The following is an 18448-nucleotide window of genomic DNA, read 5'->3' on the forward strand; positions in this document are numbered from 1 at the left end:
TGCATGAAGTACGCCATTGAACCGAAGCCGTGGGAGGAAACCATCGCGGTGCTCGACGCCGCCGGGTTTGAGCGCACCGCGCTTTCCGACGCCTCCTTCCTCATCTACACCGGTGACGGCACTGATTTCCCGGACCCACTCCCTGACAACATTGGCTTCGTCCAGATCCCCTCGGCTGGCGTCGACCACGTCCTCGAGGCGATGAAGGACAGTACGGTGCCGTGGTCGAATGCGGCCGGAGTCTATGACAACACGGTGGCGGAATCCACCATCGCGTTGCTTTTGGCGCAGCTGCATGCACACCGTCGCGTCAACGGCACCTTCGACTCCTATGCGGACATGGAGGCCCACACTTCGTACCTGTATGACGATAAGACGGTGGCCATCATTGGTGCCGGCGGCATTGGCAAGCGGCTGATTAGCATGTTGTCCGGCTTCGGACCGCGCATCATCGCGGTCAACCGTTCCGGCAACCCGGTCGAAGGAGCAGATGAGACCTACCCCATTTCCCAGGTGGAGAAGGTTTGGCCGAAAGCAGACTACTTCGTCCTTATCGCTCCGCTGACCCCGGAGACCCGCCACATGGTGAATGCGGAAGCGTTCAAGCAGATGCCGGAGCATGCTGTGGTGGTCAACGTGGGACGCGGACCGCTCATTAAAACCGAGGACCTCGTCACGGCACTCGAAGCAGGGGAGATCGCCGGTGCGGCACTCGACGTCACTGACCCAGAGCCGCTCCCGGAGGATCACCCGCTGTGGCAGGACAAGCGCGTGGTTATCACCCCACACATTGCCAACACGCAGCGCTCAGTGCGCGAAAAGATCGGAGCGCACACCATTAAAGTGGCTACCGCTTTCGCGGCGGGGAAGCAGCTGCCCACCCTCGTTGATCCGCACGCCGGATATTAGATTTACGATCCTGAAAGAGAAATCGGTCAGTAGTTCTAATCTGCTCCTTGCTGCCTCCGAGAGCCGCCGCGAAATTGGGGGTTAAACCCCTCGTGCGCTGCACATAGTAATGAATCGTTGTATATTCCGTTTTATGAATAAAAGAAGCGGCAATATCTTCGTCATCGTCGGCATCCTTGCAGTCCTCGCATTCCTCCTGCTCCACTTCCTTGCGCACTGGTCGCAGGCCTGGCTCGTCTTCCCTGTCTTCGCGCTGGTGGGGTGCTTGGTCTATTTCACAAGAAAACCCTGACGGACCCGCGCTTCTTCCGTACGTTGGTATGGCATGAGCACCACCGAACGTGAAGAAGTTCTGTCCAAAGCCCGCGCCGCCAAGGCGGTGGCGCCGCAGTTCGCGCAGCTGCCCACTCCGCGCAAGAATGAGATCCTCAACCGAGCCGCGGAGAACCTCATCGCGCACACCGAGGACATTCTTGCTGCCAACCAGCTTGATATCGAGGCTGGCCGCGACAACGGCATGTCCGAATCCCTCATTGACCGTCTTTCGCTTGACGCTGCCCGCATCGAGGGCATTGCCGGCGGCTTGCGCCAGGTAGCCTCCCTCCAGGACCCGGTAGGGGAGATCCTGCAGGGCCGCACCATGGATAACGGCATCCAGATGAAGCAGGTGCGCGTACCACTCGGCGTGATGGGCATGGTCTACGAGGCCCGTCCGAACGTCACCGTGGACGCTTTCGGTTTGGCCCTAAAGTCCGGCAACGTGCCGCTGCTGCGCGGTTCCAAGTCCGCGAAGAACTCCAACGCCAAGCTCGTCGAACTTCTTCAGGACACCCTCGTGGAGTTCGATCTGCCGCGCGAGGGCGTGCAGCTTCTGCCCTGTGAGACCCACGATTCCGTGCAGGATCTCATCACCGCTCGTGGCCTCGTTGATCTGGTCATCCCGCGTGGCGGCGCCCGCCTCATTAACGCCGTGGTGGAAAACGCTACTGTTCCCGCCATTGAGACCGGCACCGGCAATTGCCACTTTTACGTCGACGCTTCGGCTGACCTGGACAAGGCCATCGACATGGTGGTCAACGGCAAGACCCGCCGCACGTCCGTCTGCAATGCCACGGAAGGCGTGCTGATCGACGCCGCGCTGGACGACGCCTCCAAGCTCCGCATCATCACCTCCCTCCAGGAAGCAGGGATCACCATTCACGGTGATGTGAAGGAACTCGAGGCCTTTGGCGTCAAGGATGCCGTGGAGGCTACCGATGACGAGTGGCGCGAAGAATTCCTCTCCATGGATATCTGCGCCAAGGTCGTCGACGGTGTTGATGGTGCCATCGCGCACATTGCCGAATACACTACGGGCCACACCGAGGCCATTGCCGCCCAGGACGCCGATGTACTCATGACCTTTGCCAACGAGGTCGACGCAGCCGCCGTGATGCTCAACGCCTCCACCGCGTTTACCGATGGCGAGGTCTACGGCATGGGCGCCGAAATTGGCATCTCCACCCAGAAGCTGCATGCGCGCGGCCCGATGGCCCTGCCGGAGCTGACTTCCACCAAGTGGATCCTTCAGGGCACCGGTCAGACCCGCCCCTAAGGACAGCTAGAAAAGCTACTCGAAAGCTACTCGAAAGCTACTCGAAAGCTACTCGAAAGGAATTTTTCGAGCCTGACCTGCGCAAAACAATCTACTCGAAAACTTTTCGAGTAGATTGTCTGCCTTGCGTGGGGGTTCGTGCTGCACGGTGGTGAAGTCCTGAGTAATCTATAGCGCGGTAATAACAAAGAACTGATTGGTGCCTTCCTCTTATGCTGTCCCGCATTGCTTTCTCCGTGGCCGCCGCCGTCATGGCAGTGTCTGCCCTTGTCATTCCCCAGGCCGTAACCGCGCCCGCCGCCCACGCCGATGAGCACTGCCCCGCAGTGGTCTTCGTGGCCGCTCGTGGCTCCGGTCAAAACAGCCAGATCTACCCGACGCAGTATTCCAACCAGGGAGGCCGTGCCTCCAATGGGTGGGAAGGCGAATCCATCCGCGCCATGCTGCGCAATGCCGAATCGCACTACCAGGCCACCCACGGTGGCAACTCGATGATGAAGGACGTCTACGTCCTCGGTCTGGAACCCAAGTACTACCCAGCGACGTACCCGGAGTACACAGTGCCGAACGTGGGCCTGCCTACCACCGCGGCGCAGGCGCTCGGCGTGGTTCTGCAGTACGCAAAGCCAGTCATGAACACTGCGGTATCGGCCTTGGATCAGTTCTCACACTCCGTGCAGACCGGCAAGCGTGGTGTCATGAGTGCCATCAACGATTACGAAGGTGCCACCGGCTGCCATCCGCAGTACATCCTTTCCGGCTATTCCCAGGGCGCGATGGTGATCGCTAGCCACGAGAAGGAACTGGCGAACCGTGGTCAGCTCGCCGGCGTCGTTACCTTCGGCAACCCGCTGACCCGCAAGAACGATCCATCTGTGGTGGGCAATACCAAGGGCGCAGGCGGCCCGATGGGCTTCATGCCCTACCCGCGCGCTACCGGCAACCGCGTTGATTACTGCCTGCCGCTCGACGCTGTGTGCGACCTCTCCGTGGGCACCCTCTACGCCGCGGAACCCACCGGCGGTTCCCATGGCCAGTACTTTTTCACTCCTCACCAGTGGGATGGCCAAGTTTACGATTCCATTGGCCGAATGGTCGATGGCGCTCGGTTCCGCTAGATAAAGTAGGGTGAAGCTTTCTTCTCCTGCCCTGACGTGTAGCGCTGCCGCGTTGGTCACAGCAGCGTCCTTTCTAAACACGCCGACGGCCGCAGCCGTCGGCGACGTAGAAACTTGCCCGAGCACCGTGGTCCTCGTCGCCCGTGGTTCGGATCAAAATGAGGAGCAGGGCGAGTACGTCGGGCCGCAGCGCTACTCCGCGAAGGCCCCAGAGTCCACTGGCTTTGAGGGCCGTAACTTCGCGGCTCTGTTCCACCAGTTAGAGCAGCGCCACCCGGGCGCTATGGATGGCGTCTATGTGCTAGCGCTCGATCCGGACTCTTATCCCGCCGCCATGAACCTTCCTCCCTTGGCGCAGGAAGGTGAGGACTTAGGCCCGCTGCAGCTCGTCCAGCGAGCGTTTGGAGTTCTCCAGCAGCACTCTCTTGGGGAGCTGGCCTATTCAGTGACATTCGGAGCCGTTGATAGTCTGCGCACCGGTGCCCGCAATGCCCCGAAGGTGGTAGACGACTATGAGGCCGCCACCGACTGCCACCCGCGGTGGGTAGCCGCCGGTTATTCGCAGGGAGCGCTGGTCGCGACGAGTGTCGAGGGCTACCTCGCTGACACCGGGCGCCTGCATGCCGTGCTCACCTTTGGCAACCCTCTGCACCAGGTCCCGTGGGCGCAGAACCGTGCCGGGCTGCCGGTAACGCGCTACGTTGATTATTGTCTGGATGGCGATTTTGTTTGTGACTTCACCCTCGGTGCCGCCGGCGATGCCTTGGCCACCAAGGCTGAGCGTCACGCGTCTTATTTCTTAGGGGAACTCTCCGGGCAGGACGTGCAGGTCATCGACGCCGTGGCCGGTATACTCACCAGCCATGACTAGTCCGCAACGCATCGGCATCATGGGTGGCACGTTTGATCCCATCCACAACGGTCACCTCGTGGCCGCCAGTGAAGTAGCCCACCGCTTCCGCCTTGACACAGTGGTCTTCGTGCCCACCGGCCAGCCCTGGCAGAAGGCGGACAAAAAGGTCACCGCCGCTGAGCACCGCTACCTCATGACCATGGTGGCCACCGCATCCAACCCGCGTTTCACAGTCTCCCGCGTGGACATTGACCGCGAAGGCCCGACCTACACCATCGATACGTTGCGTGACCTGCGCGCTATTTTCCCGGATGCGGAGCTTTTCTTCATTACTGGTGCCGACTCGCTGGCCTCCATCATGAGCTGGCGTGATTGGGAAGAGATGCTGGAAATGGCGCACTTTGTTGGCGTGACCCGCCCCGGCTACGAACTCAGCAAAGACATGCTGCCGCTCGAATCCCAAGACGATATCGAGCTCATCGAAATCCCCGCCATGGCGATTTCCTCCACCGATTGCCGCGCCCGCGCCCAGCAGGGCCAGCCGGTGTGGTACTTGGTGCCGGATGGGGTGGTGCAGTACATCGCTAAGAATCACCTCTACAGCCCGCATCCGGAAAAGCCTCTCTAGGAATCGTCGGGGCGTGGGGATGGCCACGGCGGTTGACTAGGAAAATAGGTTCTCGGCGTGTAAGACTAGAGGTCTTAGTACTGTACGCGTTGTGTAGGGATAGTCATGTCGATTACTGATGAAGCACGCCTCATGGCGGAAACCGCTGCCCTGGCTGCGGATGAAAAGTTGGCCACCAACATTGCAGCCATTGATGTCTCCGACGTGCTCGCCATCACCGAGGTCTTTGTCTTGGCCTCTGCCGATACCGAGCGCCAGGTGGGGTCCATCGTCGAGGAAGTCGAAGACGAGCTGACCAAGAAGGGCTTTGAGCCTAAGCGCCGCGAGGGCAACCGCGAAAACCGCTGGGTTCTGCTTGATTATGGCCCCATTGTCGTTCACGTTCAGCGCAACGACCAACGCGAGTTCTACGGTCTCGACCGCCTCTACCACGACTGCCCGCTCCTTGAGATCCCCGGTCTCGAGACTCCAGAGCGCCCAGGCGAGTGGTCCACCGAAGTCAATCCGCGCGACGTCGAGTCCATCGAAGAGATTCCACTGGCCCAGCCGGAGCCGGAAGACGACGAATTATGACGCGCCGCCTCCTCCTCATCCGCCACGGTCAAACCACCTACAACGCCACCGGCCGGATGCAGGGGCACCTCGACACCGAGCTTTCTGAGGTCGGCCTTTCCCAAGCCCGCGCCGCCGCGGACCTCCTCGTGGACAAACAGATCACGGCTATCGTCTCCTCCGACCTCATCCGTGCCCGTGATACCGCGGCAGTGATTGGGGAAAAGCTGGGGATTAAGGTGGACGTCGATAAGCGCCTGCGCGAAACCCACCTCGGTGACTGGCAAGGCATGACCTCCGCCGAAGTCGACGAGCAGTACCCTGGTGCGCGCGCCATCTGGCGCCACGACCCCACCTGGGCCCCGCCGCAGGGAGAAAGCCGCGTGGATGTGGCCACCCGCGCCCGCCCTGTCATCGATGAGCTGATGCGCGCCCACCCCGAATGGGACGAGGGTGCGGTCCTCGTCGTCGCGCACGGCGGCGCCATTTCCGCGTTGACCTGCCACTTACTGGGCCTGGATCACCACCAGTACGGCATCCTTTCCGGGCTGAAGAATACCCATTGGTCGCAGCTGACCGCCCGCCCCGAATTCGATGCTTCCCAGCCGCTGTCCCCGTTGGAATTTACCCCGGAGAACGTGGACCGCGCGCAGTGGTACTTCGACGGCTGGAACATGGGCGGTGCCGTCGTGGGCGGCGCGGGAGCGGACGTCTAGTGATTCGCGTCGTTACCGACTCCGCCGCGGGGCTACCCGAGAACATCGTGGAGGAGCTAGGCATCACCGTGGTGGATCTCCACGTCATGGAGAGCCACGGCAAAGACGGTGCTGAGCTGTCTACTTCCGGCCTCACCGCGCTTGAGCTTGCCGCCCTCTACGGCCGCGAGATGGAGCGCTCCGGTGACGACGGCGTGTTAGCCATCCACCTGTCCAAGGAGCTGTCCTCGACGTGGTCGGCGGCGGTGACGGCCTCGGGCGTCTTCCCTGACACCGTCCGCGTCATCGACTCTGGAACCGCCGGCATGGCCATGGGCGCGGCGGCCATGACCGCTGCAAAGCTTGCCCAGGAAGGTGCGTCTCTGAAGGAGTGCTACGCCGCGGCCATCAACACGCTGGAGCGCGGGCACACGTGGGTCTATCTCGACTCCATCGATGACCTTCGCCGCTCTGGGCGCATGTCGGCCGCGACGGCGATGTTGTCCACAGCCCTGCTCGCGACCAAGCCCATCATGGCGGTGCAGGCAGGAAAGCTGGAGATGGTGGGCAAAACCCGCACGCAGACCAAGGCTTTTACCAAGCTCGTGGACTTGGTGGCCTCCCGCGCGGAGGGCAAGCCCGCGTTCGTTGCGGTGCAGTACAACGACGATGAGGGCTCCGCGCGCCGCCTCGAGGAGCTGCTGCGTATGGCGCTGCCGGAGTCATCGTTTATGCGCGTTGCGCTTACCGACGTCCTCTCGGTCCACGTCGGCCCCGGAGCCATCGGCGTCTCCGTCGTTTTCAGCTGATAGTTGACGCATTCAACAAGTTATCCACAGGTTGCGGCCTAAGCCCTCGACGGAGGGGGTAGGTGCTGCGTAGCGTCACGGGCATGAATGCTATCGCTGACCGCCTGCGTGACCTCACCCGGCCCACAGGGGAAGAAGAGCTGCTTTCCGTGGACTACCCGCGCCCGCGCCTGCGGGTGCCACCGCGGCTTGCCCTGGTTGCGGTGGGGCTAGCGGCGGTAGGGCTGTTGCTGTGGCTGGGTGGCTCGCGCGAGGCAGCTAACCCCTACGAGGTACCCGCGGTGAGCAGCGCGCCGCCGGCGGATATCGTGGTCTCCGTGGTGGGGGAGGTGGATTCCCCAGGCCTAGTCACGTTGGCGCCGGGCGCGCGCGTGAACGATGCCCTTGAGGCCGCAGGCCCCAAGGTACCCACGGACAACCTCAACTTGGCGCAGAAGCTTAACGACGGCGAACAGATCACCGTCGGCGCCCTCCCCGGCGCTGAAGAAGGCAGCGCGGGCGAGATCGGTGACGGCACTGTGTCGCTGAATTCCGCGACCGCCGAGGAGCTCGTCACCTTGCCGGGTGTGGGCCCGGCAACGGCTGAAGCCATCATTGCGCACCGCGAAGAGGCAGGCCACTTCACGTCGATAGAACAGCTCATGGATGTATCCGGCATTGGGCCTGCTAAGTTCGCTCAGCTTAAGGACAAGGTGCGTCCATGAGGGAGCTGCGGCTTACGCCGGCTGCGGTGGTGGCGTGGCTGGCCACGCTCGCTGTACTCTTCGGCCAGCCATGGTTGCTACTGGGGCTTGTCGCTTGCTTCGCTTTCCTTCGGCGCGCACCCGGCCAGGCCATTCTGTGCACATCCAGCGGTGCGCTGTTCGCCACACTGGCGGCGGTGCGCATGCGGCGAGCAGAGGCTTTCCACTTTGGCACCGAGGTCACCGGAAAACTCACCGCAGACCCCATCCAGACCGCCTCCGGCTGGATGGTCCGCTTGAGCGTTCCCGGATATCCGACGCAGCTGCCGGTCTTCCTCAACGAGCAGCCCGAAGCTTACGCCGGCTCGCTCGTGACCATCCACGGCCGGCCCGGTTCTTCCGATCGTGTTGGGGTGGGCCAGACCGTCTTCAGCGGCGAGCTCACTTCCCACTCACACAGCTGGACTGCCGCCGTGGCGGAGAATTTCCGCGCCATCTGCGATAACGGCCTCATCCCCGGCATGGTGTTGGGCGATACCAGCCTCCAAAGCCCCGAAGACAAGCAGCTCTACATCGATACCGGGCTCTCGCACTTAAGCGCGGTGTCTGGGTCCAACGTTGCCATTGTGTGCACTGCCGCGGCGTTGGTGGTGAGGGGACTGAAGGTGCGGGTGGGGGCGTCAGCAAGCGCGTTGGCACTTTTTGTCGCACTCGTGGGGTGGGAGCCCTCCGTCCAGCGCGCCACCGTCGCCGGGGTGGCAGGCCTCCTCGCCGTGCTCAATTCCTCCACGATGGAACCACTCCACGCGCTCTCCCTCGGCGTGCTTTTCCTGCTCGCTGCCGATAGCGACCTTGCGGTCAGCTTTGGCTTCGCGCTGTCCGTCGCGGCCACCGTCGGCATCGTGGCGCTGACCCCGCTGCTGCTGCGCATACTCGGTACTGGCATTATCGCGCGCGCCTTCGCCGTGGCGATTGCCGCGGACATCGTCACCATGCCGCTCATCGCGCTCATGGCGGGCAGGGTATCGGTGGTCTCCGTCATTGCCAACGTGCTCGCAGCCCCCGTCGTACCGATCATCACCGTCGTGGGTCTCATTGCCGCCGTGCTCGCACAGGTAGGGCTCGGCCGCCCGCTCGTCATCCTCATTGAACCGCTTGCGGACTGGATTCACGGCGTTGCTGCCGCCATGCCGCTGACCACCGTCGAGGCCGGTCCCGTCGCGGTGCTCTTGTTTGTGGGGTGGCTCATCGCGGCGCTGTTAAGATGACAGGCATGTCCGTGCACCTCATCCTCGGCGACGATGAATTCCTGGCCGAGCGCGCCCGCCTGAGCGTTCAGCAGGGCGATGTCACCAAGCTCAAGGCCTCTGAGGTCAGCGAAGGCGAAATCCTTGAGGCCACCAGCCCCTCCCTTTTTGGGGATGAGCGCTGCATCGTCATCAGTGATGTGGAAAAGGCAGGCAAGGAGGTCACGCGCATTCTTCTCGACGCCTGCGCCAACCCCATGCCCGGCATTACCCTTATCCTCTTGTATTCGGTGACGGCGAAGACGCTGAAGAAAAAGAAGAAGCCGCCGGAGATCGTCGCCGCCTTGCGCAAGAGCGGTGAGGTCCATGAGGTGTTTTCCCTTTACCCCAACGAGCTGGCTCCGTGGGCCACGCGCGAGTTTGCCTCCCACGGCGTGCGCCCCACCCCGGACGTGGTGCAGGCGCTTCTCGACGGCGTCGGGTCCGACCTCCGCGAACTCGCCTCCGCCATCTCCCAGCTTGTCTTCGACACCGGCGGAAAGGTCACGCGCGAGGCAGTCCACGAGTACTACGTGGGCGTGGCTGAGGTGGCCAACTGGGACATCGCCGACGCGGCGGTGGCTGGGCGCGTGGAAGCGGCCGTGTCGACGTGCCGCCGCGCGCTCCAACTAGGCGCGAGCCCCGTGGCTATCGCTTCGGCGCTGGCGAACAAGGTGGGCAACATCGCGCGCCTGTATTCCGTGCGAGGAGACCAATACTCGCTGGCTTCCCAGACCGGCATGGCGCCATATGCCGTTAAAATTACTCAACCGGTGGCGCGCCGCTGGTCTGGGGACAACATCACCAAGGCCGTCATCCTCATGGCGGAACTCGATGGCGCGGTCAAGGGCCAAGGCGGCGACGAGGAATTCGCCATCGAGGCCGCCGTGCGGCGAGTGGCAGAGTTAGCGCGCTAAACTATCCCACCATGGATGAGATCCAGGACTTTGCAACCAAGCTTTTTGATTTCGCTCGCACCGGCGACGCCACTCTGCTTGACTACATCGCGCAAGGCGTCAACGTCGACATGGTGAACCAAGACGGCCAGTCTTTCGTCATGCTCGCTGCCTACCACGGGCATGCCGAGCTGGTGCGCCAACTTGTCGCCGCCGGCGCTGACGTCAACCTCCTCAACGGTCGCGGCCAGTCCCCGCTGGCCGGGGCCATCTTCAAAAAGGAAGACGCGGTGATTGACGTCCTCCTTGACGCCCACGCTGATCCCACCGCCGGCCAGCCCAATGCTATCGACTCGGCTCGCATGTTTGGCCGCGAGGATCTTCTCGAGCGCCTGTCATGAGCTGGTCCGCGTTCGCGGCCATTCTGCTGATGAACCTGGTGGGAGCCGCCGCACCAGGCCCTGACATCGTGCTGGTCACCCGCTATGCCACGCGCTCGCGCCGCCATGCCATTGCGGCGGCCACCGGTATCCAGGTCGGCGTGCTCTTTTGGAGCTCGCTGACGGTCTTTGGCGCCGCTGCTCTGCTGACGGCATTCCCGGGGGTCTTGTCGCTCATTCAGGTCGTGGGAGGCTGCTTCTTGGTCTTTATGGGCGTGCTCTCCATCCGCTCCGGCCTTGAGCTGCGCAAGCATCCTCCGCAGGACGAGGACGATGCGGCTGCTCGCCTGGGCTCGGTGGGTAAAGTTTTCCGCACCGGGCTTGCTACCAACCTGTCGAACCCGAAAATCGTGCTCTTTTTGGCCGCGCTGGTGGCTCCACTGCTACCACCGCACCCACCCCTGTGGCTCTCGATAGCGTTGGTGTTGAGCATGTCATTGTCGAGCTACCTGCTGTTCGTCTTCCTCTCCACGGTGATTTCTACGCGCGCGATTCGCCGGCGCCTCCTCGCCGCGGGCCCGTGGATTGATATCGGCTCCGGCACGTTCTTCGTCGTCGCCGGCTGCGCTCTCGTGTGGGCTGGAATCCAAGCCGCCTAACCGAGAATCTAGGCCACCTTAACCCGGAATGCGGAGCTGTCCCAGCTCGAGCAGCTCCGCTACCCACTGCGACCATGCCGCCACCGTGGCCGAGCGCCGGCGCAGAGTGGATTCTTTAAGTCCCAAGTCGGCGGTACGCATCAAGGCGTAGGCTTCGTCCTTGCTCAGTGCCCGACACGTATCAACCACGTGCGTAAGCATATCCCGGAACACTGGGCGTGAAGCCAGCGCCTGAATGAGGGCAGCATTGCGCTCATCGCGGGCGCCGCGCAGCTCCGTCAAGCCAAGGTAGCGAGCCGCGTTGGTGTAGTAGTCCGCCTGGCGCGGGGTAAAACCATACTGTTCCGGCATGTCCGCCTTGGGAACCGGATTTTCCAACAAGCTAATAACGCGCGCAAAGGAATCTGCCTGGGGGAAGGGGAACCCTGGGCGTTCTACCTGCGTGGCGGCCAGAATGCTGCGAACGGTCTCGGCGGTGACCGTCGAGGGGCCGAGGATATAGCGGTGAGCCGCGACCAGCTCGATAGAGCGGAAATCCGCCGGATCCCTAAACGCATACCGGTAGAAATGGAACACGCCGTTGGAGTACACCATGTAGACCGGTATGACCTCCTTGTCCAACGCCAGACTGAAGCGGCGGAAAGGGAAATACAGCTGACGAATATTGAAGTCGGGGGAGACGTGGTTCTTCGCCTCCAGCAGGACGAGATGCTCAGTCGATTCAAAACCGGCATCGATCTCCATCTGGGCGCGGTCGACGACCACCTCGCGGCCCCCGATAGTCATCGGCAGCTGCAGCGTCGACATGCGCCCGCTGACCGTCGCGACGCACTCGGCGCCGATGAAATCATCTACCATGCCGCTCAAGCTTGCTGCCGTGAGCGCTGCGGCTTCGGAGCTCAAGTTGTCAAAGTCGATGGACTTAATATGCCGCGGCACCGGCATCGTCGTCAGCGGCCCTGCCTGCTCCGGGAAAGGCTGGTACAGATCGAAGCGGCCAATCAAGTACGCATCGCGGCGAATCGGCAGCATGGACAACCCATGTTCTTGAAACACCTTAGGGCGGGCCGCAGAAAAATCGTGCTTAGCCATCAAACGCGGCTCACGCCCCGACAACCGTTTGAGCTCACTCGCCTCCAAGACCGTGAAACCGGATTCGGCAATGTCGGCCTGGATATGGGGGAAGACGAGGTCCCACGCGGCGTCGTTAAGCATAGTTGCGCACCAACACCTCGTTGACCTTGCCGCGCTTCGACGCCACGGAATTCACAGCACGCGTGGCACCTACGATCTCGATGCGATAGTCGGCGTAAAGCTCCTTGATGAAATCCGTCGCGGAATTCGACAGCAGGAACTTCACTCCCCGCGCATCCAGCTCGTCACAGGTCTCCTTGAGACGAATCTGGTCCGCACGGCCGAACCCGCCCGACTGGTAGCCGGTGAAATTGCTCGTCGGGTTTACCGGATCATAAGGCGGATCGAAGTAGACAAAATCCCCCTCATGCGCCTCCAGCGCAGCGTAATCGCCGTTGGAAAAGACCACGTCATTAGCAGACAAATACGAAGAAACCGCCCGCAGGTTCGGCTCATCACAAATCGTGGGATTAGCATAGCGGCCAAACGGGGCGTTGAACTGGCCGGCGTTATTCACGCGGTAAAGCCCGTTGTAGCAGGTCTTGTTGAGATAAATCGTACGTGCAGCACGCTCGACGGCGCTTAAGTGCGCAAACTCCGGCGAACGGTCGCGGGAGCGCATCTCGTAGAAGAAATCCGAATCATTCGGATAGCCCTTGAGCAGGGCGATGAGCTCGTCCACGTCATCGCGGACGACCTCGTACACGGTAATGAGCTCGGTATTGAGGTCATTGACCCGGGCGCGGGAGGGCGCCAAAGAAAAAAGAACCGCTCCGCCGCCCAAGAAAGGCTCGACATAAGTGTCGAAGCTCTCAGGCAGCATGGAGTGGATGGCGGGAAGTAACTGACGTTTTCCGCCTACCCACTTCAGGAGCGGTTTCATTTAGGCCATCTTGTTGAAGGCGGTGGCCATGCCGGACTTCTTGTTGGCCGCGTTGTTGCGGTGGAAGACGCCCTTGGACACGGACTTGTCCAGTGCGCGGGAAGCAACGCGCAGCTGCTTCTCAGCTGCGGCCTTGTCGCCGGACTCGACGGCCTCGCGGAACTTACGGATCTCGGTGCGTACGGCGGAACGCACGGCCTTGTTGCGCTGACGGGACTTCTCGTTGGTGAGAACGCGCTTCTGCTTGGACTTGATGTTTGCCATTGTTATACCTCTTAGAGTCGTAGGAATGTTGACCGAGGAAGGCGGACCCAAGGTCCTGACCGCCACACATGCCTCGGCATCCCACAAAATTTAGCAAGCCAGGCTATGAAAACCCAAATCACGCCCAGTGGTAGCGCGAGCGCAGCCGGTTGGCAATGCGCTCGAAGCGCCTCTCCGGGAAGAGCGTGCCCTGGCGGCGGCATTGCTCCTCAGAGATTTCCAGCACGCGGTCGGTGCGTACCCAACACTGCCGGCCGGATTCGTCCCATTCGCCGGTGCCGATGTCGAGCCATTCCTCTTTGTTCGCATGCTTCGGGTTGGCCGAAATCAGCAAGCCCAGAACTGTCGTGCGGGTGCGGGAGACAATAAGCACAGCGCGTTCGCGCGGCGGGGATTGTTTGCCGTCGGAAGGCGCCCAGACCCACACCACTTCACCAGAGTCAGCCTGGCCATCCATGTCGGGTGTGAAGAAGACGCTGCGGGGGTGGGCGGCGGCAGCCTCAACGCGGATGTCGGCGGCTTTGCGCGGTTCCGTGACGACATCGGGCTGGTTCATTCCGAGGCGTTCGGTGATGCGCTGCAGGCCGTCATCGACCGGCTCGGGGCGTCCGAAGCCTAAAATGCGGGCCAACCTAGTCATGTCGTCTATTCTAAACGCATGTCTAGAAACTTTGCGGCCACGACGTTTACGGATCCGTCCAAGATCCGAAACTTTTGCATCATTGCCCACATCGACCACGGCAAGTCGACGCTGGCTGACCGCATCCTGCAGTTGTCGCAGGTGGTGGAGGAGCGCGACATGCGCGACCAATACCTCGACAACATGGATATCGAGCGCGAGCGCGGCATCACCATTAAGGCGCAGAACGTGCGCCTGCCCTGGATTCCTCAGTCCGGTGCGTGCAAGGGGGAGGAGATTGTCATGCAGATGATCGATACCCCCGGCCACGTCGACTTCACCTATGAGGTCTCCCGCGCGCTGGAGGCATGTGAGGGCGCCATCCTGCTTGTCGACGCCGCCCAAGGCATCGAAGCCCAAACCCTGGCCAACCTCTACCTGGCTATGGAAAATGACCTGGAGATCATCCCGGTTCTCAACAAGATTGACCTGCCGGCGGCGGATCCCGAGAAGTACTCCTTGGAAATCGCCAACATTATCGGTTGCGAGCCGGAAGAGGTGCTGCGCGTGTCCGGCAAGACCGGCGAGGGCGTGCCGGCGCTGCTCGACAAGGTGGCGGAGCTCGTCCCTGCCCCGACCTCCGAGTTCGGCGAGGATGCCCCGGCCCGCGCGATGGTCTTCGACTCGGTCTATGACACCTACCGCGGCGTGGTGACCTATATCCGCATGATGGACGGCAAGCTCACCCCGCGCCAGAAGGTCACCATGATGGCCACGGGTACTAACCATGAGCTGCTGGAGGTGGGCATCGTCAGCCCGACCATGCAGAAGTGTGAGGGCCTAGGCCCGGGCGAGGTGGGCTACCTCATCACTGGCGTGAAGAATGTGCGTGAGACCAAGGTGGGTGACACGATTACGTGGGCGTCGAATGGCGCGAGCGAGCCGCTCAAGGGTTATGCCGACCCGAACCCCATGGTCTACTCCGGTCTGTTCCCCATCTCCCAGGCGGACTTCCCGGATCTGCGTGATGCGCTGGAGAAGCTGCAGCTTAACGACGCCTCCCTCACCTTCGAGCCCGAGACCTCCGTCGCCCTGGGCTTCGGCTTCCGCTGTGGCTTCTTGGGCCTGCTGCATATGGAAATCACGCGCGACCGCTTGGAGCGCGAGTTTGGCTTGGACCTGATTTCCACGGCGCCGTCGGTGACCTACCGTGTGGTAGCAGAAGACGGCGCGGAAACCGTCGTGCACAATCCGTCCGATTGGCCGAGCGGCAAGCTGAACGAGGTGTATGAGCCGATTGTGAAGATGACCATCATTGTGCCCGAGGAGTTTGTGGGCCCGACGATGGAGCTGTGCCAGGCTAAGCGTGGCCAGATGGGTGGCATGGATTACCTGTCCGAAGACCGCGTGGAGCTGCGCTACACCATGCCGTTGGGTGAAATCATCTTCGACTTCTTTGACATGCTCAAGTCCCGTACCAAGGGTTATGCCTCCCTCAACTATGAGGAAGCCGGCGAGCAGCTGGCGGACCTGGTGAAGGTGGATATTCTGCTCAACGGCGATCCGGTGGATGCCTTTTCCGCCATCGTGCACCGCGATTCCGCACAGTGGTACGGCAATAAGATGACCAAGAAGCTCAAGGAGCTCATCCCGCGCCAGCAGTTCGAGGTTCCAGTCCAGGCGGCGATTGGTTCGAAGATCATTGCGCGTGAGAATATCCGCGCGATGCGCAAGGACGTGTTGGCCAAGTGCTACGGCGGCGATATTTCCCGTAAGCGCAAGCTGTTGGAGAAGCAGAAGGCCGGTAAGAAGCGCATGAAGTCCATCGGCTCCGTCTCGGTGCCGCAGGAAGCCTTCGTCGCGGCGCTGTCCACCGACGCCGACTAGAGCACGCCGTATAACCCGTCAACCTTTTTCTGGTTGGCGGGTTTCATCGTTCCGGTGCAGGTGCGTGGTTTGGCGTTCCGGTGCTCGCGTTGCCTAATCGCGGGCGTTTAGCCTGCACCCGGTGGGTCGGGTGGTTGGCCTGTGGCTTGTCGTGCTGCTTTCTCAGAAGCGAGTCGGGCTGTGGCTTCTTGGTATTCGGGCATGGCGGTAATTGGTACACCCCAGGGTGGGATGTAGCTCACCCCGGTGTTCAGCCGGAACATGTAGCCCCTGCCGGTGGGGCGTTTGGGGTCATCGTCGTTAATGCCGTTGTGGTAGGCGCAGAGGAAGGTGAGGTTTTTAAGGTTGGTAAAACCTCCTGCTTGCCAGGGGATGAGGTGGTGGACTTCGCAGTAGTCAGCTGGTTTGTTGCAGCCGGGCCTAGAGCAGGTTTGGGTTTCAGCAGCCAGGCTGATGCGTTGTTTCCAACTGGCATGCCGCTGGAGCCTATAAGAGTTAACCGGTCCCTCTAAAGGGTGGATGATGGTGGCGTAGCCAATCTCGGCAAACTTATAGGACAAAAAGTCTGCGCCGGTCATGCGCGCGCCGTTGGTGAGGTTAAGTTCGATTTCCTCCCCATCACCGTTGATGATTTGGTCGAGTTCGTTGAGGGTGACAACGACTTGAGCATGTACGGCAGGTCTGGTGCCAATGCCACCGGTGACAATGACGGTGCGTGCGGCGTCGAGGAGGTTGTGTTTGTTGACGGATTCGAGGGTGCCGCGGATATCGGCGATGACTTGTGCGTCATCGGTAATGGTCATGGAGTTGGGGCCTGTGGCTCGGTAGGTGAACCTGACTCCAGGTTTGGCTTGGCGCTTGGACCTTAGTTCTTTAAGGCGTGTGGTGGCTACTTTTCGGATTTTGTGGGCGGGGGTGCCGGCAAGTTTTATGCGTAGGTTCCAGGCATCGAGGTCTTTTTTCACGCGTGCGGTGTAGGACTCGATGAGGGTGAGCGTGGCGAGGCTGTGGCGCTGCTGAAGGGCGGTAGCGCGGGCTTTGCGTTGTTTGCCGCTAAAGCGGGTTTGCCCGAAGTAGGTGCGGTGCAGGTGGGAAAGCTCGGTGGCGTCGGCTGGGTCGGCGCCGAGCGCGCGCAGTTCGTCGGGTGAGCTGGATGCTTGTTCCACTAGCGCGATCCCCGAGTTGCGGTAGTGGAAGTAGGTTTCTAATACCCCCATGGCCACAGAGACTAAAACAGGTTCACCAACCCCGCAACCGGAACGCTGTATTACTCGGCGTTAAAGGAATAGCTCCCAGTCAACTCGTTATGGAGGACGACGGTATAGTCCTGGCCGTTGGCATTAGCGCCGTCGATAAGCGCCTGCAGCTCCTGTGAGTTGTAATGGCGGCTTAAGCCGACGTAGAACACTGCGAGGAGGATAAGCCCTCCCACAAGAATGCCTGCTGGGATAAAAGCGCTGCGGAATCGGGACATGTCGTCGACGTTAGTAGAGAGCCGGTTTAATCGCATCCCACGCCGGTTGCAATTGCTTGCCAAACATCACCCAGTCGTGGGTGCCGTCGGTGAGATAGTCGGTGGTGTGGGGGATGGAGGCGTCGGAAAGCGCGGCGGAAAACTCCTCCGTACAGCGACGTGAGCCGGCCTCCAAAAGGGTGCCCCCGATGCGATCATTGACGGACTTTCCGGGATAAGCCGCCAGTTCCTCGTCCGTCCATGCGCCCGAGGCCGCGGCGAGGTACAGAGCCGTGCCGCGCAGCCCCTCCGGGTGGGACATGACGTCATTGCGTAGCCAGTCTTCCGAACCGCGCGGGCCCCACATGTTCGTCGGGTCGCCGCCCTTGGTGCGCACCGTCAAGTCCACCGTGCCCTGGCCCACCTTGCTGGTGGTGGAATAGCAACCGGAAATGCCCGCCACGCCATGGAAGAAACCCGGGTTGTTGTTCGCCATCATCACCGCGCCCGATGCTCCCATGGACAACCCAATGAGTCCGCGTTTGCCGTTGTGGTTGAGCTCCGCCTCCACTAGCGGAGCCAGTTCTGTGATGAGGAACGTTTCCCACTTGTGGCGCCCCAACTTCGGGTCATCCTCTCTCCAGTCCGTCCACATGGATCCGGCTCCCTGCGAGGGGATGACGATGCTGGCGTCGGATTTGCCGAAGACGCGCTTCACATGCCCCTTGGTGATCCAGTTCGAGGTCTCCGGGGAGTCTACGCCCTCGAGAAAGTACACCACGGGCCCGCCGTTGCCCACGATGACGTCGACGGGAATGTCACGCCCCATCGACGGCGAGGAGACGATCCACTTCTCACGGCCGGGTTCGTCGGTAGCGCGCCGCTCCACGAGGGAGACCTCGTCGATTTCCCTAATCGGGTATGGGTACTCTTCCTGCTCCGTGGACCATGCGTCGGTGAGCAGATGGGAGGAGGTGCCTAAGCCATCGATGACGTTGAACATGGTGTCAACGGCCCACTGTGAGGAGGCTTCGTCGCGGCTAGACAGTTGGTAGGAGGAGCCGGGCGTGAACATCAGGGAGCTGGCCACCAGCGCGGAAAGGACCTTCATGGCCTAGTACATTAATACAGCCGCAGGTAGGCTCG

Annotated in this window: 22 protein-coding genes; 15 read left to right on the forward strand and 7 right to left on the reverse strand. The window is 61.7% G+C overall.

Annotated elements, in window-relative coordinates:
* Positions 1-3 precede the first annotated feature (3 nt).
* The 14 genes from I6J72_RS01515 (at position 4) to I6J72_RS01580 (ending at position 11062) form a co-directional block, all read left to right on the forward strand.
* Positions 4-909 (forward strand): D-isomer specific 2-hydroxyacid dehydrogenase family protein, encoded by a 906-nt coding sequence (locus I6J72_RS01515; protein WP_204099660.1) that lies wholly within the window; start codon positions 4-6, stop codon positions 907-909.
* A gap of 133 nt (positions 910-1042) precedes the next feature.
* Positions 1043-1201 carry a hypothetical protein gene (locus tag I6J72_RS01520; RefSeq protein ID WP_181815391.1) on the forward strand — a complete coding sequence of 53 codons (159 nt, stop codon included), beginning with the start codon at positions 1043-1045 and terminating at the stop codon, positions 1199-1201.
* A 33-nt stretch (positions 1202-1234) separates the two neighbouring features.
* Entirely contained in the window at positions 1235-2503 is a 1269-nt protein-coding gene (locus tag I6J72_RS01525; protein WP_204099661.1) for a glutamate-5-semialdehyde dehydrogenase, read from the forward strand.
* Between the two features lie 212 nt (positions 2504-2715).
* Entirely contained in the window at positions 2716-3621 is a 906-nt protein-coding gene (locus I6J72_RS01530) for a cutinase family protein (RefSeq protein ID WP_204099662.1), read from the forward strand.
* Positions 3622-3631: 10 nt separating this feature from the next.
* The gene (locus I6J72_RS01535; protein ID WP_239107435.1) at positions 3632-4492 is read left to right on the forward strand and encodes a cutinase family protein; all 861 of its coding nucleotides are present in this window, start codon (positions 3632-3634) and stop codon (positions 4490-4492) included.
* Positions 4485-5102: a nicotinate-nucleotide adenylyltransferase gene (gene nadD, locus I6J72_RS01540; protein ID WP_204099663.1), complete on the forward strand. Its 618-nt coding sequence runs from the start codon at positions 4485-4487 to the stop codon at positions 5100-5102. The genes I6J72_RS01535 and nadD overlap by 8 nt, the downstream gene beginning before the upstream one ends.
* A 105-nt stretch (positions 5103-5207) precedes the next feature.
* Positions 5208-5675 (forward strand): ribosome silencing factor, encoded by a 468-nt coding sequence (gene rsfS / locus I6J72_RS01545; protein WP_039676388.1) that lies wholly within the window; start codon positions 5208-5210, stop codon positions 5673-5675.
* Positions 5672-6370 carry a histidine phosphatase family protein gene (locus I6J72_RS01550; protein ID WP_204099664.1) on the forward strand — a complete coding sequence of 233 codons (699 nt, stop codon included), beginning with the start codon at positions 5672-5674 and terminating at the stop codon, positions 6368-6370. Before rsfS ends, I6J72_RS01550 begins: the two co-directional genes overlap by 4 nt.
* Positions 6370-7158 (forward strand): DegV family protein, encoded by a 789-nt coding sequence (locus I6J72_RS01555; RefSeq protein WP_204099665.1) that lies wholly within the window; start codon positions 6370-6372, stop codon positions 7156-7158. The genes I6J72_RS01550 and I6J72_RS01555 overlap by 1 nt, the downstream gene beginning before the upstream one ends.
* A gap of 83 nt (positions 7159-7241) precedes the next feature.
* Complete coding sequence (locus tag I6J72_RS01560) at positions 7242-7862, forward strand: helix-hairpin-helix domain-containing protein (protein ID WP_204099666.1); 621 nt, start codon at positions 7242-7244, stop codon at positions 7860-7862.
* Positions 7859-9109 (forward strand): ComEC/Rec2 family competence protein, encoded by a 1251-nt coding sequence (locus I6J72_RS01565; RefSeq protein WP_204099667.1) that lies wholly within the window; start codon positions 7859-7861, stop codon positions 9107-9109. Before I6J72_RS01560 ends, I6J72_RS01565 begins: the two co-directional genes overlap by 4 nt.
* Positions 9106-10044: a DNA polymerase III subunit delta gene (holA, locus tag I6J72_RS01570; protein ID WP_204099668.1), complete on the forward strand. Its 939-nt coding sequence runs from the start codon at positions 9106-9108 to the stop codon at positions 10042-10044. Before I6J72_RS01565 ends, holA begins: the two co-directional genes overlap by 4 nt.
* A gap of 11 nt (positions 10045-10055) precedes the next feature.
* The gene (locus I6J72_RS01575) at positions 10056-10424 is read left to right on the forward strand and encodes an ankyrin repeat domain-containing protein (RefSeq protein ID WP_204099669.1); all 369 of its coding nucleotides are present in this window, start codon (positions 10056-10058) and stop codon (positions 10422-10424) included.
* Complete coding sequence (locus I6J72_RS01580) at positions 10421-11062, forward strand: LysE family translocator (RefSeq protein WP_204099670.1); 642 nt, start codon at positions 10421-10423, stop codon at positions 11060-11062. Before I6J72_RS01575 ends, I6J72_RS01580 begins: the two co-directional genes overlap by 4 nt.
* Before the next feature lie 18 nt (positions 11063-11080).
* Here the strand turns inward: I6J72_RS01580 and I6J72_RS01585 are convergent, their stop codons facing one another.
* The 4 genes from I6J72_RS01585 to I6J72_RS01600 all read right to left on the reverse strand — a co-directional run bounded on the left by I6J72_RS01585 (position 11081) and on the right by I6J72_RS01600 (position 13983).
* Positions 11081-12277 (reverse strand): hypothetical protein, encoded by a 1197-nt coding sequence (locus tag I6J72_RS01585; RefSeq protein ID WP_115023180.1) that lies wholly within the window; start codon positions 12275-12277, stop codon positions 11081-11083.
* The gene (locus I6J72_RS01590) at positions 12270-13079 is read right to left on the reverse strand and encodes a DNA adenine methylase (protein ID WP_115023179.1); all 810 of its coding nucleotides are present in this window, start codon (positions 13077-13079) and stop codon (positions 12270-12272) included. Before I6J72_RS01590 ends, I6J72_RS01585 begins: the two co-directional genes overlap by 8 nt.
* Positions 13080-13343, reverse strand: a complete 264-nt coding sequence (rpsT, locus tag I6J72_RS01595) for a 30S ribosomal protein S20 (RefSeq protein WP_039676378.1) — start codon at positions 13341-13343, stop codon at positions 13080-13082.
* Between the two features lie 118 nt (positions 13344-13461).
* Positions 13462-13983 carry a type II toxin-antitoxin system PemK/MazF family toxin gene (locus I6J72_RS01600; RefSeq protein ID WP_204099671.1) on the reverse strand — a complete coding sequence of 174 codons (522 nt, stop codon included), beginning with the start codon at positions 13981-13983 and terminating at the stop codon, positions 13462-13464.
* Positions 13984-14001: 18 nt separating this feature from the next.
* Here I6J72_RS01600 and lepA point away from each other — a divergent pair, with 18 nt between their 5' ends.
* Complete coding sequence (gene lepA, locus I6J72_RS01605; protein ID WP_204099672.1) at positions 14002-15849, forward strand: translation elongation factor 4; 1848 nt, start codon at positions 14002-14004, stop codon at positions 15847-15849.
* Positions 15850-15956: 107 nt separating this feature from the next.
* Here lepA and I6J72_RS01610 read toward each other — a convergent pair whose 3' ends face one another.
* Genes I6J72_RS01610 through I6J72_RS01620 form a run of 3 tightly spaced genes read right to left on the reverse strand, consistent with a single transcriptional unit; the run spans position 15957 to position 18413 of the window.
* Positions 15957-17066: an HNH endonuclease signature motif containing protein gene (locus I6J72_RS01610; protein ID WP_204099673.1), complete on the reverse strand. Its 1110-nt coding sequence runs from the start codon at positions 17064-17066 to the stop codon at positions 15957-15959.
* Positions 17067-17116: 50 nt separating this feature from the next.
* A complete protein-coding gene (locus I6J72_RS01615; RefSeq protein WP_204099674.1) occupies positions 17117-17323 on the reverse strand; it encodes a hypothetical protein in 207 nt (68 codons plus the stop codon).
* A gap of 10 nt (positions 17324-17333) precedes the next feature.
* The gene (locus tag I6J72_RS01620; protein WP_204099675.1) at positions 17334-18413 is read right to left on the reverse strand and encodes an alpha/beta hydrolase family protein; all 1080 of its coding nucleotides are present in this window, start codon (positions 18411-18413) and stop codon (positions 17334-17336) included.
* Positions 18414-18448: the final 35 nt, after the last annotated feature.

The organism is Corynebacterium sp. FDAARGOS 1242 (genome assembly GCF_016889985.1).
GTDB lineage: Bacteria > Actinomycetota > Actinomycetes > Mycobacteriales > Mycobacteriaceae > Corynebacterium > Corynebacterium minutissimum_B.

Excerpts from the sequence above, each read along its gene's own strand:
- I6J72_RS01515 (WP_204099660.1), top strand. The coding sequence starts at position 4 with ATGAAGTACGCCATTGAACCGAAGCCGTGGGAGGAAACCATCGCGGTG.
- I6J72_RS01520 (WP_181815391.1), top strand. The coding sequence starts at position 1,043 with ATGAATAAAAGAAGCGGCAATATCTTCGTCATCGTCGGCATCCTTGCA.
- I6J72_RS01525 (WP_204099661.1), top strand. The coding sequence starts at position 1,235 with ATGAGCACCACCGAACGTGAAGAAGTTCTGTCCAAAGCCCGCGCCGCC.
- I6J72_RS01530 (WP_204099662.1), top strand. The coding sequence starts at position 2,716 with ATGCTGTCCCGCATTGCTTTCTCCGTGGCCGCCGCCGTCATGGCAGTG.
- nadD (WP_204099663.1), top strand. The coding sequence starts at position 4,485 with ATGACTAGTCCGCAACGCATCGGCATCATGGGTGGCACGTTTGATCCC.
- rsfS (WP_039676388.1), top strand. The coding sequence starts at position 5,208 with ATGTCGATTACTGATGAAGCACGCCTCATGGCGGAAACCGCTGCCCTG.
- I6J72_RS01550 (WP_204099664.1), top strand. The coding sequence starts at position 5,672 with ATGACGCGCCGCCTCCTCCTCATCCGCCACGGTCAAACCACCTACAAC.
- I6J72_RS01560 (WP_204099666.1), top strand. The coding sequence starts at position 7,242 with ATGAATGCTATCGCTGACCGCCTGCGTGACCTCACCCGGCCCACAGGG.
- I6J72_RS01565 (WP_204099667.1), top strand. The coding sequence starts at position 7,859 with ATGAGGGAGCTGCGGCTTACGCCGGCTGCGGTGGTGGCGTGGCTGGCC.
- holA (WP_204099668.1), top strand. The coding sequence starts at position 9,106 with ATGACAGGCATGTCCGTGCACCTCATCCTCGGCGACGATGAATTCCTG.
- I6J72_RS01575 (WP_204099669.1), top strand. The coding sequence starts at position 10,056 with ATGGATGAGATCCAGGACTTTGCAACCAAGCTTTTTGATTTCGCTCGC.
- I6J72_RS01580 (WP_204099670.1), top strand. The coding sequence starts at position 10,421 with ATGAGCTGGTCCGCGTTCGCGGCCATTCTGCTGATGAACCTGGTGGGA.
- I6J72_RS01585 (WP_115023180.1), bottom strand. The coding sequence starts at position 12,277 with ATGCTTAACGACGCCGCGTGGGACCTCGTCTTCCCCCATATCCAGGCC.
- I6J72_RS01590 (WP_115023179.1), bottom strand. The coding sequence starts at position 13,079 with ATGAAACCGCTCCTGAAGTGGGTAGGCGGAAAACGTCAGTTACTTCCC.
- rpsT (WP_039676378.1), bottom strand. The coding sequence starts at position 13,343 with ATGGCAAACATCAAGTCCAAGCAGAAGCGCGTTCTCACCAACGAGAAG.
- I6J72_RS01600 (WP_204099671.1), bottom strand. The coding sequence starts at position 13,983 with ATGACTAGGTTGGCCCGCATTTTAGGCTTCGGACGCCCCGAGCCGGTC.
- lepA (WP_204099672.1), top strand. The coding sequence starts at position 14,002 with ATGTCTAGAAACTTTGCGGCCACGACGTTTACGGATCCGTCCAAGATC.
- I6J72_RS01610 (WP_204099673.1), bottom strand. The coding sequence starts at position 17,066 with ATGGGGGTATTAGAAACCTACTTCCACTACCGCAACTCGGGGATCGCG.
- I6J72_RS01615 (WP_204099674.1), bottom strand. The coding sequence starts at position 17,323 with ATGTCCCGATTCCGCAGCGCTTTTATCCCAGCAGGCATTCTTGTGGGA.
- I6J72_RS01620 (WP_204099675.1), bottom strand. The coding sequence starts at position 18,413 with ATGAAGGTCCTTTCCGCGCTGGTGGCCAGCTCCCTGATGTTCACGCCC.